At 70.2% G+C, this 13,092-nt stretch carries 10 protein-coding genes, 1 tRNA gene and 1 pseudogene; 4 read left to right on the top strand and 8 right to left on the bottom strand.

All coding sequences use genetic code 11. The features are described 5' to 3' along the window. Positions 1 to 127 precede the first annotated feature (127 nt). Positions 128 to 865, bottom strand: a complete 738-nt coding sequence (locus ABZ836_RS30075) for a GntR family transcriptional regulator (RefSeq protein ID WP_361147491.1) — start codon at positions 863 to 865, stop codon at positions 128 to 130. 308 nt (positions 866 to 1,173) lie between these two features. Here ABZ836_RS30075 and ABZ836_RS30080 point away from each other — a divergent pair, with 308 nt between their 5' ends. The 4 genes from ABZ836_RS30080 to ABZ836_RS30095 are packed head-to-tail and all read left to right on the top strand — an operon-like array spanning position 1,174 to position 4,317. Then, positions 1,174 to 1,563: a hypothetical protein gene (locus ABZ836_RS30080; RefSeq protein WP_361147494.1), complete on the top strand. Its 390-nt coding sequence runs from the start codon at positions 1,174 to 1,176 to the stop codon at positions 1,561 to 1,563. Between the two features lie 47 nt (positions 1,564 to 1,610). After that, entirely contained in the window at positions 1,611 to 2,978 is a 1,368-nt protein-coding gene (gene repSA, locus ABZ836_RS30085; protein WP_361147497.1) for a replication initiator protein RepSA, read from the top strand. Next, on the top strand, positions 2,975 to 3,160 hold the full coding sequence (locus ABZ836_RS30090) for a helix-turn-helix domain-containing protein (protein WP_361147500.1): 186 nt from the start codon (positions 2,975 to 2,977) through the stop codon (positions 3,158 to 3,160). The genes repSA and ABZ836_RS30090 overlap by 4 nt, the downstream gene beginning before the upstream one ends. After that, complete coding sequence (locus tag ABZ836_RS30095) at positions 3,160 to 4,317, top strand: tyrosine-type recombinase/integrase (protein WP_361147503.1); 1,158 nt, start codon at positions 3,160 to 3,162, stop codon at positions 4,315 to 4,317. Before ABZ836_RS30090 ends, ABZ836_RS30095 begins: the two co-directional genes overlap by 1 nt. Before the next feature lie 55 nt (positions 4,318 to 4,372). On the opposite strand, the gene ABZ836_RS30100 is transcribed toward ABZ836_RS30095, so the two are convergent. From ABZ836_RS30100 to ABZ836_RS30130, 7 genes and pseudogenes are all read right to left on the bottom strand, one after another. Beyond that, a tRNA-Ile gene (locus tag ABZ836_RS30100) sits at positions 4,373 to 4,449 on the bottom strand. A gap of 136 nt (positions 4,450 to 4,585) precedes the next feature. Beyond that, entirely contained in the window at positions 4,586 to 5,314 is a 729-nt protein-coding gene (locus ABZ836_RS30105; RefSeq protein WP_361147506.1) for a DUF3566 domain-containing protein, read from the bottom strand. A gap of 20 nt (positions 5,315 to 5,334) precedes the next feature. Continuing rightward, positions 5,335 to 8,016 (bottom strand): DNA gyrase subunit A, encoded by a 2,682-nt coding sequence (gene gyrA, locus ABZ836_RS30110; protein ID WP_356139383.1) that lies wholly within the window; start codon positions 8,014 to 8,016, stop codon positions 5,335 to 5,337. A gap of 78 nt (positions 8,017 to 8,094) precedes the next feature. After that, positions 8,095 to 10,158, bottom strand: coding sequence for a DNA topoisomerase (ATP-hydrolyzing) subunit B (gene gyrB / locus ABZ836_RS30115; protein WP_356139385.1), 2,064 nt, complete (start codon positions 10,156 to 10,158; stop codon positions 8,095 to 8,097). 1,072 nt (positions 10,159 to 11,230) lie between these two features. Next, entirely contained in the window at positions 11,231 to 11,776 is a 546-nt protein-coding gene (locus ABZ836_RS30120; RefSeq protein WP_356139386.1) for a DUF721 domain-containing protein, read from the bottom strand. Further along, positions 11,773 to 12,894 carry a DNA replication/repair protein RecF gene (gene recF / locus ABZ836_RS30125; RefSeq protein ID WP_356139388.1) on the bottom strand — a complete coding sequence of 374 codons (1,122 nt, stop codon included), beginning with the start codon at positions 12,892 to 12,894 and terminating at the stop codon, positions 11,773 to 11,775. Before recF ends, ABZ836_RS30120 begins: the two co-directional genes overlap by 4 nt. Positions 12,895 to 12,981: 87 nt before the next feature. Beyond that, positions 12,982 to 13,092: pseudogene (locus ABZ836_RS30130) on the bottom strand (6-phosphogluconate dehydrogenase); the annotation flags it as partial.

Raw genomic sequence — 13,092 nt, forward strand, 5'->3', positions numbered from 1 at the left:
CGGAGCGGGCCGAAGGCAGGAGCGCAGCGCGACGCGGAGCCGGGAGCGCGCCCGGCGGAGCGGAGCGCAGCCGGGCTTGATGAGGTAGAGAAACCTGTAACCGGGGGCACCCCGGCAACGGGGCAAGCTACTGAAGGTCGTATTCAGCGGCGAGAACGCGGCCCGGCCCCATGTAGTCCCGCGCGTACTCGGTGATCTGTCCGTGCTGGTCCCAGTAGTGGTTGACCATGCTGAGCACGGGGGCACCTGGAGCAAGGTCCAAGAGCGGTGCAACGTCCTCTGGCAGCTCCTCGATCGACACAGTGTCTCGACGCTTGGCCGCCCGGCGTCCTGTCCGGTCCTCGATCAGACCGAACGTCATCTTCGGAAGCGGTCCTGTCGAGATCAGTTCGGGTGCGGCTTCGGCCAGCTCCCCAGGAAGCCAGGAAGTGGACAGGGCAACCACCCCATCCTCATCCAGATACCGGCGCCGGCGCTGAACCACTCGGGTCCCCACCTCTACCTCTAGCGCGTCGGCCACTTCTGCGCTTGCAGGCACCATCTCAGCACTGACGATCTCCACCCGTTCACCCGGCCTGAACCCCGTGCCAGTGGTCCGCTGCAACTGAAGCCGATCGGGTCCGGTCGTGAGCTTGCTCGGCATACGCGCCACCGTTCCAATCCCTGGGATGGTCTCTGCGTAACCCTCTGCCCGCAAAACGGACGCAACTCGCGTAGCGGTCGCCACCGAGACTCCCTCATCGCGCACGATCTCGCGAACCGACGGGATGCGATCTCCGGGCTGCAACTCGCCACGCTCGATCCGGTCTTTGATCTGCACCGCAATGCGCCGATAAGGCGGTAGCGCTGGCGAGTTCCCAGCCATGCACCCAGCTCCCTTCTAGAGCACTTTAGAACACCCTCTTGACGTTCAAGGTGCTCTAAAACACTATAGAGCTGTGCCACTCGCTTGGACAGGCGAGATCCGGCACGACACATCTGCGTGCAGGGGCGGCGCTCAACTGCCAGGAAGATCCGCCGCCCCTGCTTCCCTCGAAGGGAGCTTCCATCATGCCTGCTTCTGCACGTGGCACGCGCGGTCTGTCTCTGTCTGTCCCCGACCTGTTGGACGTGCCTGGGGGCCGGACGTCGTCCTGCCCTGGCTGCGGTGAGTTCGCCCTTGGCTGGACTCGGGTGGACATCGACGGACTGTCGGTGCTGACCCATGACGGTGACGTGATCTGCCCGCGCGATGGGCGCTTCGGCTACCGCCCGGCCCCGGTTTCCCGCCGTGACAACGCGAACGCCTGCCTGTCCTGCGCCGGGACGCTCGTGACCCTGGATGAGGACGGCTCCCTGACGGGCTTCGTCGGCGCGCTGGTCCCGTGCTACTGCACGAACTCCAGCCAGGGACAGAGCCCGTCGTGCGTCTGCCACATCGAGGACTACCCCTTGGACGGCGGCTTCACCGGGTGGGTCGTTGACGCCCCCTTCGCCGACGACAAGCCGTTCTTCCGCCCCTGCTCGGTGCACGCGCCCGTTCGGGCAAAGGCTGCTGCCAAGCTGCTGGTGGGTGTCGCGTGACGGTGTTCCCCGTCCCTCCGGAGGCCGTGGCCGATGCTGCGGCCTCCATGGGCGTTGCCCCTGTGACCCTGGCAGACCTACTGCGGGTGGCGAACGCGCCGGGCTTCGACCGCTGGCAGGAACAGATCCGCCGTACCGGCGGCTGCGCTCACCCGATCCGGCTTCAGGGCCAGACCGTCACCCGCGATGCCAAGACCGGTGACGTCCTGTACTCCTACAGCACAGAGGCTGAGCCGGGCGGCACGCTCCGGGTGGCCTGCGGCAACCGGCGGGCCTCGCGTTGCCCGGCCTGCGCCTGGACGTACGCGGGCGACACCTACCACCTGATCCGGGCCGGAATCACCGGCGACGAACGAAAGGACGTGCCCGCCACCGTACGGGATCACCCGCGCGTCTTCGCCACCCTCACCGCGCCCTCGTTCGGCCCGGTCCACAACCGGCCCGACTCCGGACGCTGCCGCTGCGGAAGCTCCCACACCGAGGACGACCCCGCCCTCGGCACGGCCCTCGACCCGGCCTCGTACGACTACGCCGGGTCGGTGCTGTTCAACAACTACGCCGGGGACCTGTGGCGGCGCTTCACCATCTACCTGCGCCGGGAGATCGCCGCCCGTGCGGGCCTGACCCAGACGGCCATGAAGGAAGAGTGCCGGGTCTCCTTCGGCAAGGTCGCCGAATTCCAAAAGCGCGGGGCCGTGCACTTCCACGCCGTGGTGCGCCTGGACGGCCCGGCCGGTCCCGACACCGCCCCGCCGGCCTGGGCCACCGTCGCTCTCCTGGACAGGGCGATTCGGGCCGCCGCCGGGCGGGTCACGGTGCCGGTGCCCGCATCCGGCGACCACCCCGCGCGCGTCCTGCGGTGGGGTTCCCAGGTCGACGTACAGGCCATCGGGGCCCTGGGGCGTGAGGAGCTGACCGAACAGGCGGTCGCCTCCTACGTGGCCAAGTACGCCACCAAGGCGGCCGAGACCACCGGCACCGTCGACCGCCGGATCGGGGAGCTTTCGGAGCTGAACAAGCTGCCGCTGCCCGCGCACACCCGGCGGCTCATCGAAGCGTGCTGGACGCTCGATGACGCCTACCCCGATCGGCTGCTGGCCCGGTGGGCCCACATGCTCGGCTTCCGCGGCCACTTCTCCACCAAGTCCCGCCGCTACTCCACCACCCTCGGCACGCTGCGCCAGGTGCGGGCCGACTTCCGGGCCCGGCAGGAACGCCGCGAACGGGGGCTCCCCGAAGACCTCGACGACACGGAGGGCTCCACGCTCGTGCTCGCCCACTGGACCTACGCCGGACAGGGCCACACCCCCGGTGAGTCCTGGCTCGCCGCCTCCATCGCCCGCGAGATCCGTATCAACCGCGAAACCGCACGCCAAGCACTGAACGACCTGTCCACCTGGGAGGAAGCCGCATGACCGCCCCTGCCGAACTGTTGACCGTGCCGGAGGTCATGGCACGGCTCAAGCTCGGACGCACCAAGGTGTACGACCTGATCCGCACGCACCGTCTCGCCTCCATCAAGGTGGACGGCTGCCGACGCATCCCGGAGGGCGCGGTGCGTGACTTCATCACCGCCCAGCTCGGAAAGGCGGCCTGATGGCCAAGCGGCGGCCCAACGGCGGCGGAACGATCAGCAAGCGTAAGGACGGCCGGTATCAGGGCGCCGCGTACGTGACTGACACGGACGGCAACCGCGTGCGCAAGTACGTCTACGGCCGGACCTGGGACGAGGTGTCGGAGAAGCTGGCCCGGCTCCAGGACCAGGAGCGCAACGGCGTCCCGGTGCCTTCTCGCTCATGGACGGTCGGTGAGTGGCTGGCCTACTGGCTCGAGCACATCGTGGCTCCGGACCGGGAGCACAACACCTTCGCGAAGTACGAGTCCAAGGTGAGGCTGTACCTGATGCCGCACCTGGGCAAGAAGCCCTTGGTAAAGCTCACGCCGGCGCAGGTGCGGGCCTTCATGGCGACCCTGCGGCGGGAGGAGGTCGGGGCGGCCACCCGCTTCGAGGTGTTGCGGACACTGCGGAACGCCCTCAACCGCGCAGTCCGCGAGGAACTGCTCACGCGAAACGTCGCGCTGCTGGTGGACATGCCCAAGGTCAGCAAGGACCGCGGGAGTGCCTGGAGCGCACGGGAAGCGATCGCCTTCCTTCGCTCGGCACGCGCTCACCGCCTCTACGCGGCCTGCGTCCTGGTCCTCGTCCTCGGCCTGCGCCGGAGTGAGGTGCTGGGGCTTCGCTGGCAAGACATCGACTTCGCGGCTCGCCAGATCACCCCGGTCAAGCAGGTGCAGCGGGTGACGGGTGCGGGCCTGCTCCTGAAGGATTTGAAGACCGAGTCCTCGCAGGCCGTTCTTCCCCTGCCGGAGTTCTGCGCCCGTGCTCTGGAGGAGCGTCGGGAGCTCCAGGAGCTGGAGCGGAAAATCGCGGGCGACCACTGGGACCAGGAGCCGGGCCAGGATCTCGTCTTCTCCTCCGAGCATGGCGGGATGCTCGACCCGGTGGGCTTCTCGCGCACCTTCGACCGCCTGGTGAAGCGCGCCGGCGTCCGCCGCATCACCGTGCGGCTTGCTCGGCACACCTGCGGCACGTTGCTCGCCTTCCTCAAGGTGCATCCCAAGGTGGCACAGGCGGTCCTTCGACACAGCCAGATCAGCATGACGATGGACGTCTACACGCACGTCGTCGGGGAGGACGAACGGGAAGCGGTGGCCATGCTCGCGGAGCTGCTGGAAGATCCGCTGCTCGGCTGATGTCAGCCATGGATGTCAAAGACCCCCGGCCCAAGTGGACCGGGGGTCTTCGTGCTGGTGGGGCTAACAGGATTTGAACCTGTGGCCTCATCCTTATCAGGGATGCGCTCTAACCAACTGAGCTATAGCCCCGCCGCGCTCTGCGGTGTGTGTCCCGCGCGCTGACTCCTGAAGATTAGCGCACGACATGCGAACTCCCAAAATCGGTTCCCGCAGGCCCACCGCACGCCCACCGCGCCCCGCTGGGGGACGCGTTCTGGGGGACGCGTCACTCGTCCTCGGCCAGCGTGAGCTCCACGCCGCCCACGAATCCGGCCGAGAGGTTGTAGATGAAGGCGCCGAGCGTCGCCAGCGCGGTCATCAGCACCACGTCCACCACCGCGATCACGGCGGTGAACATCAGCACGTTCGGCAGCGACAGGAAGGCCTGCAGGTCGAAGCCGTTGGACTCGTTGGAGCCGGTGGCCTCGGCGATGGTGCCGCCCACCGCGGAGAAGACGCCCATCGCGTCCATGACCAGCCACAGCACGGCCGCGGCCACGATGGTGCAGATGCCCAGGGCGATGGACAGCAGGAAGCTGACCTTCATCACCGACCACGGGTCCGTCTTGGCGACCCGCAGCCGCGCCTTGCGGGTGCGCGGGACCGGCTTGGCTCCCGTCCGGGGCCGCCGGACCGCGCCGGCCGGCGGCGCGGCCTGCGTGCCCGCCTCGTAGGCCTGCGGCGGGTGGTACGGCCCGGAGGCGCCCTGCTGCCCCTGCCGCTCGCCGGGCAGCGGCGACGTCGGCAGCGGCGTCACCTCGGGACGTCCCTGCGCCTGGGCCTGGCCGGGCTGCTCGTAGGGCTGGGTGGGCTGGGTCACGGTTCCCCCCTGGGATCCATGGGTCGGGGTGTCTCCCGCCGCCTGGCGCGACGGGTCCTGCTGCTGCGCGAAGGAGCCACGGCCGCCCCCGTCCGTATCCCCACCGGTCGGTCCGGCGCCCGTGGCTCCGTTCACGCTCGTCTCACTCCTCGTGCCTACTCGGCCGAGGGCGTGTCACCCTCGTCCGGGCCGGTGGTCCCGGCCTCAGCGGTCGTTGCCTCGGACCCGGTCTCGTCGGGGCCCTCGGCGCCTGCGGCGGTCTCGGCGGCCTCGTCGAGGTCTCCGTCGACCTCCTCCGCCTCGCGTCCCGCCTCGGCGTTGCGCGCGATGCCGACCACCGCGTCACGCTTGCCCAGGTTGATCAGCTGGACGCCCATGGTGTCACGGCCGGTCTCCCTGACCTCGTTCACCCGGGTGCGGATCACGCCGCCGGCCTGGGTGATGGCGAGGATCTCGTCCGTCTCCTCCACCACCAGCGCGCCGACCAGCGATCCGCGGTCCTCGACGATCTTGGCAGCCTTGATGCCCAGACCGCCACGTCCCTGCACCCGGTACTCGTCCACGGCGGTCCGCTTGGCGTATCCGCCGTCCGTCGCGGTGAACACGAACGTACCCGGTCGCACGACATTCATCGAGAGCAGTTCGTCGCCCTCGCGGAAGCTCATGCCCTTCACGCCCGAGGTCGCGCGGCCCATCGGGCGCAGCGAGTCGTCCGTCGCGGTGAACCGCAGGGACTGGGCCTTCCTGCTGATGAGGAGCAGGTCGTCGTCGGGGGAGACCAGCTCGGCGCCGATCAGCTCGTCGTCGCTGCCGTCGGCCATCTGGCGGAGGTTGATCGCGATGACGCCGCCCGAGCGCGGGGAGTCGTAGTCCTTCAGCGGGGTCTTCTTCACCAGGCCGCTCTTGGTGGCCAGCACCAGGTACGGGGCGGCGTCGTAGTCGCGGATCGCGCGGATGCCCGCGATCTGCTCGTCCGGCTGGAAGGCCAGCAGGTTGGCGACGTGCTGGCCGCGCGCGTCCCGGCCGGCGTCCGGCAGCTCGTAGCCCTTGACCCGGTAGACCCGGCCCTTGGTGGTGAAGAAGAGCAGCCAGTGGTGGGTGGTGGAGACGAAGAAGTGGTCGACGATGTCGTCCTCCTTCAGCTTCGTGCCCCGCACGCCCTTTCCGCCGCGCTTCTGGGCGCGGTAGTCCACCGTCTTGGTGCGCTTGATGTAGCCGCCGCGGGTGACCGTGACGACGATGTCCTCCTCGGCGATCAGGTCTTCGATGGACATGTCGCCGTCGTAGGGCACCAGCTTGGTCTTGCGGTCGTCGCCGAACTTCTCGACCAGCGCCGTCAGCTCCTCGCTGACGATGCCGCGCTGGCGGACCGGCGAGGCGAGGATCTGGTGGTACTCGTCGATCTTCGCCTGGAGCTCGTCGTGCTCCTGGATGATCTTCTGGCGCTCCAGGGCGGCGAGCCGGCGGAGCTGCATCTCCAGGATCGCGTTGGCCTGGATCTCGTCGATCTCCAGCAGGCCCATCAGGCCCTCACGGGCCACCTCGACGGTGTCGCTGCGCCGGATCAGGGCGATGACCTCGTCGATGGCGTCCAGGGCCTTCAGCAGGCCGCGCAGGATGTGCGCGCGTTCCTCGGCCTTGCGCAGTCGGAAGCGGGTCCGGCGGACGATGACCTCGATCTGGTGCGCCACCCAGTGCCGGATGAACGCGTCCAGCGAGAGGGTGCGCGGCACGCCGTCGACCAGGGCCAGCATGTTGGCGCCGAAGTTGGTCTGCAGCTCGGTGTGCTTGTAGAGGTTGTTGAGGACGACCTTGGCGACGGCGTCCCGCTTGAGCACGATGACCAGGCGCTGGCCGGTCCGCGAGGAGGTCTCGTCGCGGACGTCGGCGATGCCGCCGATCCTGCCGTCCTTCACCAGGTCGGCGATCTTCTGCGCCAGGTTGTCCGGGTTGACCTGGTAGGGCAGCTCGGTGACCACCAGGCACTGGCGGTTCTGGATCTCCTCGACCTCGACCACGGCGCGCATGGTGATCGAGCCGCGGCCGGTGCGGTAGGCCTCCTCGATGCCCTTGCGGCCCACCACGAGGGCGCCGGTCGGGAAGTCGGGGCCCTTGATGCGCTCCATCAGCGCGTCCAGGAGGTCCTCGTGCGAGGCCTCCGGGTTCTCCAGGTACCACTGGGCGCCGGCCGCGACCTCGCGCAGGTTGTGCGGCGGGATGTTGGTCGCCATGCCGACCGCGATGCCGGCGGAGCCGTTGATCAGCAGGTTCGGGAAGCGGGACGGCAGGACGGTCGGCTCCTGGGAGCGGCCGTCGTAGTTGTCCGTGAAGTCGACGGTCTCCTCGTCGATGTCGCGGACCATCTCCATCGACAGCGGCGCCATCTTGCACTCGGTGTACCGCATGGCCGCGGCCGGGTCGTTGCCCGGGGAACCGAAGTTGCCGTTGGAGTCCACCAGCGGCATCCGCATCGACCACGGCTGGGCCAGGCGGACCAGGGCGTCGTAGATGGAGGAGTCGCCGTGCGGGTGGTAGTTGCCCATCACGTCGCCGACGACGCGGGCGCACTTGTAGAAGCCCTTCTCGGGCCGGTAGCCGCCGTCGTACATGGCGTACAGGACGCGGCGGTGGACGGGCTTGAGGCCGTCCCGGACGTCGGGCAGCGCACGCGAGACGATGACGGACATCGCGTAGTCGAGGTACGAGCGCTGCATCTCCGTCTCGAGCCCGACCGGCTCGATCCGCATCGCGATGTCGCCCTCGGCGAGCACGGGCGCGACCGGGCTCGCCGGGGCGTTCTCGGGGTCGGGAGTGACGGGAGTGTTCTCGTCGGCCATTGCTGGTGAAGATCCTTCCTGGTGCGGTCAGCGTTCGCTTCGCGGCTCAGCCGTGCGGCGGCCGCGGCAGTGACCGACTCAGATGTCGAGGAACCGGACGTCCTTGGCGTTGCGCTGGATGAAGGCGCGGCGGGCCTCGACGTCCTCGCCCATCAGGACCGAGAACAGGTCGTCGGCCTGGGCGGCGTCGTCGAGGGTCACCTGACCGAGGACCCGGTGCTCCTGGTCCATGGTGGTGATCCGCAGCTCCTCGGCGTTCATCTCGCCGAGGCCCTTGAAGCGCTGGACGGAGTCGTCCTTGATCCGCTTGCCGTTCTCCCGGCCGAGCTGGATCAGGGCGTCGCGCTCACGGTCCGAGTAGGCGTACTCGAAGTCGTCCCGGCCCCACTTGATCTTGTAGAGCGGCGGGCGGGAGAGGAACACGTGCCCGGCCTCGACCAGCGGCCGCATGAAGCGGAACAGGAAGGTAAGCAGCAGGGTGTTGATGTGCTGGCCGTCGACGTCGGCGTCCGCCATCAGAATGATCTTGTGGTAGCGGAGCTTGGAGATGTCGAAGTCCTCGTGCACGCCGGTGCCGAAGGCGGAGATCAGCGCCTGGATCTCCTGGTTCTGCAGGATCTTGTCGATCCGCGCCTTCTCGACGTTGAGGATCTTGCCGCGGATCGGGAGGATCGCCTGGTACTGCGGGTTCCGGCCGGACTTGGCGGAGCCGCCGGCGGAGTCGCCCTCGACGATGAAGATCTCGCACTTCGCGGGGTCGTTGGACTGGCAGTCGGCCAGCTTGCCCGGCAGCGAGGCGGACTCCAGCAGGCCCTTGCGCCGCGTCAGGTCGCGCGCCTTGCGGGCGGCGACGCGGGCCGTGGCGGCCTGGATGCCCTTGCGGATGATGTCCGCGGCCTCGTTGGGGTTGCGGTCCAGCCAGTCGGTGAGGTGCTCGTGCACCACGCGCTGGACGAAGGTCTTGACCTCGGTGTTGCCCAGCTTGGTCTTGGTCTGGCCCTCGAACTGCGGCTCGCCCAGCTTGACCGAGATGATCGCGGTCAGACCCTCGCGGATGTCGTCGCCCGTGAGGTTGTCGTCCTTCTCGCGGAGCAGCTTCTTGTCGCGCGCGTACTTGTTGATCAGCGTGGTCAGCGCGGCGCGGAAGCCCTCCTCGTGGGTACCGCCCTCGTGGGTGTGGATGACGTTGGCGAAGGAGTAGACGCCCTCGCTGTACCCGCCGTTCCACTGCATCGCGACCTCGAGGGAGAGCTGGCGCTCCTTGTCCTCCGCCTCGATGTCGATGACGGTCGGGTGGACCATCTCGCCCTTGCGGGAGTTGAGGTACTTCACGAAGTCGACGATGCCGCCGTCGTACTTGTACGTGACCCTCTTGACCTCGGGCTTGTCGTCCGCGCCCGCCTCGTCGGCGCCGGCCGTGGCCTTCGCCGTCTCCCGCTCGTCGGTCAGGCTGATGGAGATGCCCTTGTTGAGGAACGCCATCTCCTGGAACCGGCGGGAGAGGGTCTCGAAGGAGTACTCCGTGGTCTCGAAGATCTCCGGGTCCGCCCAGAAGGTGACCGAGGTGCCCGTCTCCTCGGTGGCCTCGCCCTTGGCCAGCGGGGCCGTCGGCACGCCCGCCTTGTAGTCCTGCGTCCACACGTGCCCGTCGGTCTTGACCTCGACGGACACCCGGGTGGACAGGGCGTTCACCACGGAGACGCCGACGCCGTGCAGACCGCCGGAGACGGCGTAGCCGCCGCCTCCGAACTTGCCGCCCGCGTGCAGGACGGTGAGCACGACCTCGACGGCCGGCTTCCCCTGGCCCGGCACGATGCCGACGGGGATGCCGCGGCCGTTGTCGACCACGCGCACGCCGCCGTCGGCGAGGATCGTGACGTCGATCGTGTCCGCGTGGCCGGCCAGCGCCTCGTCGACGGAGTTGTCCACGACCTCCTGCACCATGTGGTGCAGACCACGCTCACCGGTCGAGCCGATGTACATGCCGGGTCGCTTGCGGACGGCGTCCAGACCCTCGAGCACGGAAATGGCGCTCGCGTCGTACGAGGACGGGTTCACCTCGGCGGCGGCGACGTCGTTGGACGGAATGTTCTCGTTGGGGTTGCCGGAATCGGCCACGAAGCGCCCTTTCTGGCACAGCACAAGCCGTACTCGCGGCCGATGACCCGACCGGAGCGGCTGCGGCATGTTGCGGTTTTCAAGCCTGGATCAGCGTTGCTCGGTGTGTGTCCCACAAGTGGGGCGGGATTGTGCTCCAGTCTACCGGTAGCGCCGACAGTGATGGGCCGTTGCGGGCACCTCAGTTCGCATGTGCCGCCCTGAACCGGACCGCACCGACTCCCCATATACGGGACGGGGCTCCAAGAGCCTCACAGCGGCACTCAGCGCCTCGCCCTGTCAACCCTCGGCCCTCACGGAGTCACTCCCGCCCCCACCACTACTCGAACACCCGCCCTAGCCCTGCTTTCCACCGCCGACGCGCCCAATCGCACGGGGAGGGGAGGGGGCGGGGGCGGGGCGGGGGCGGGGCGGGGGCGGGGCGGGGAGGAGACGGGGAGGGGGCGGGAAGGGGCGGGGAAGGGCCGAGGAAGGGCAACGGGGCGGGGCCGAGGGAGGACCGGGGAAGGGCAACGGGGCTGTCCGCCGTGGGCAGAACCCAGGTCGGAGCCCGGGCCGCGTCCGGGCGGAAGCCCTTGCGGAGACCGGGGCCGGGGGTGGGCCGCGGCTGGACAGATCCGGGGGGCGGCGCCGGAGCCGAAGCCACGCGGAAGCCGGGGCCACGGCTGGGCAGGCCCCAGGACGCGGCCGGGCGGAGACGGGCAGGGCCCGGTCGGATGCAAGGCAGATCCGGGGGCCCCGCCGGAGCCGAAGCCACGCGGAAGCCGGGGCCACGGCTGGGTAGGCCCCGGGCCGCGGTCGGGCGGAGACGGCAGAGCACGGTCAGATCCGGGAAGACCCCGGACCGCCGGTGGCAAAGCCTTGGCAAACCCGGACCGCAGCTGGGCAGGTCCCGGGCCGCGCCCCGGCCAGGACGGGCAGTACCCGGGCTGCGCTCAAGCCGGGACCAGCGGAACCGGTCAGAACCCGGGAGGACCCGGGTGCCGCCGGTGCCGGGATCTGGTGGAACCCGGACCGCGCCTGGGCGGGTTCCGGGCCGAGGTGGCGCCGTGTCGGGGCAGCCGTGGAGGCGTGCCGCCTGTGGAGGGGCCGGGGGTTACCAGTCGTGGGAGCCGCGGCCGCCGGGCGCCCGCAGCGGGCCGTACCGCGGACGCGCCGCCCCCGCAGGCCCGAGCACGTTGATCAGCCGCACCGTCCCGTGCCCGAGGTCCGCGTTGATCCGCGCCAGGATCTGCGGTGCGAGCAGCCGCAGGTTCGCCGCCCACGCCGAGGAGTCGCACCGCACGACCAGCACCCGCTCGTCCTCGTCGTACCGCTCCGGCGAACAGTGGTTGGCCACGTCGTCGCCGACGATCTGCGGCCACCGCCCCATGACCCCGCCGACCGCCGCCGGCCGCTCCCAGCCCCGCTCGGTGACCAGCCGGTTGATCGCCGCCCCGAGCGCCATCGGGTCACGTCCGTCCCCGCGCGACCCGGACCGCGCGCCGCGCCGCCCCGCTCCCGCGCCCTTGGTCTGCCGGGTGGCCTCGCCCCGCGCCCGTGCCTGCTCCCGGGCGGCCCGCAGCGCCACCCGCGCCAGGTCGACCCCGGACGGCTGCGCCGCGCCGGCGGAACCCTCGGCCCCCGCACCCGCCGCCGTCACGCCCGCTCCACCATCCCCTCGGCGACGCGGAACCGCGCGCCGGTCAGCGCCGACGGCACGTCCTCGTCCACCGCCGCCGTCACCATCACCTGCTCCGCGGGCGCCACCAGCTCCGCCAGCCGGTCCCGGCGCCGCGCGTCGAGCTCGGCGAAGACGTCGTCGAGGATCAGCACCGGCTCGTTGCCCTCCGCCCGCAGCAGCTCGTAGGAGGCCAGCCGCAGCGCCAGCGCGTACGACCAGGACTCCCCGTGCGACGCGTACCCCTTGGCGGGCAGCCGGCCCAGCCGCAGCACCAGGTCGTCCCGGTGCGGCCCGGCCAGCGTCACGCCGCGTTCGATCTCCTGCTTGCGCACCCCGGCCAGCGCCTCCAGCAGCTGCTGGTACAGCTCCTCGCGGGTGTGCCCCTCACCGGGCGCGGAGGCCTTGTACTCCAGGGCGACCGGCCCGCCGCCCGGCGCGAGCTGTTCGTACGCCTTGTCGGCGAGCGGCTGCAGCACCGCGACCAGGTCCAGCCGCTGCGCCAGCAGTTCGGCGCCCACCTGGGCCAGGTGCTGGTCCCAGATGTCCAGCGTCGACATGTCCATGTTCCGCCCGCCGTGGCGGCGGGCGAGCGCCGCGGACTTCAGCAGGGTGTTGCGCTGCTTGAGCACCCGCTCGTAGTCGGAGCGGACGCCGGCCATCCGCGGGGACCGCGCGGTGACCAGCTCGTCCAGGAACCTCCGGCGTTCTCCGGGGTCGCCCTTGACCAGCGCCAGGTCCTCCGGCGCGAACAGCACCGTGCGCAGGATCCCCAGCACGTCACGCGGCCTGACCTGGGACGACCGGTTGATCCGCGCCCGGTTGGCGCGGCCGGGGTTCAGTTCCAGCTCGATGAGCTGCTGCCGCTCGCCCTGGCGCACCTGGGCCCGCACGATCGCCCGCTCGGCGCCCATCCGCACCAGCGGGGCGTCGGAGGAGACGCGGTGGCTGCCCAGCGTGGCCAGGTAGCCAACCGCCTCGACCAGGTTCGTCTTGCCCTGCCCGTTGGGACCCACGAACGCCGTGACGCCCGGGCCGAGAGGGACCTCGGCCCGGGCGTACGAGCGGAAGTCGGCCAGCGAGAGATGCGTGACATGCATGGACGGGCGCCGACCTCCCCGGCGTGGACTGCTAGGCGGTGCCGGGGCCCTGTGGACAGAGCGCACAGGGCCCCGCGGTGCTGCGGACTACTTCTGCGTGACCGCGTGTCCGCCGAACTGGTTGCGGAGCGCGGCGATCATCTTCATCTGGGGCGAGTCCTCCTGGCGGGAGGCGAACCGGGCGAAGAGCGAGGCGGT

The organism is Streptomyces sp. NPDC047130 (assembly GCF_040643475.1).
GTDB lineage: Bacteria > Actinomycetota > Actinomycetes > Streptomycetales > Streptomycetaceae > Streptomyces.

Coding starts and splice junctions, on each gene's coding strand:
- ABZ836_RS30075 (WP_361147491.1), bottom strand. CDS start 865: ATGGCTGGGAACTCGCCAGCGCTACCGCCTTATCGGCGCATTGCGGTG.
- repSA (WP_361147497.1), top strand. CDS start 1,611: ATGGGCGTTGCCCCTGTGACCCTGGCAGACCTACTGCGGGTGGCGAAC.
- ABZ836_RS30090 (WP_361147500.1), top strand. CDS start 2,975: ATGACCGCCCCTGCCGAACTGTTGACCGTGCCGGAGGTCATGGCACGG.
- ABZ836_RS30095 (WP_361147503.1), top strand. CDS start 3,160: ATGGCCAAGCGGCGGCCCAACGGCGGCGGAACGATCAGCAAGCGTAAG.
- gyrA (WP_356139383.1), bottom strand. CDS start 8,016: ATGGCCGACGAGAACACTCCCGTCACTCCCGACCCCGAGAACGCCCCG.
- recF (WP_356139388.1), bottom strand. CDS start 12,894: ATGCATGTCACGCATCTCTCGCTGGCCGACTTCCGCTCGTACGCCCGG.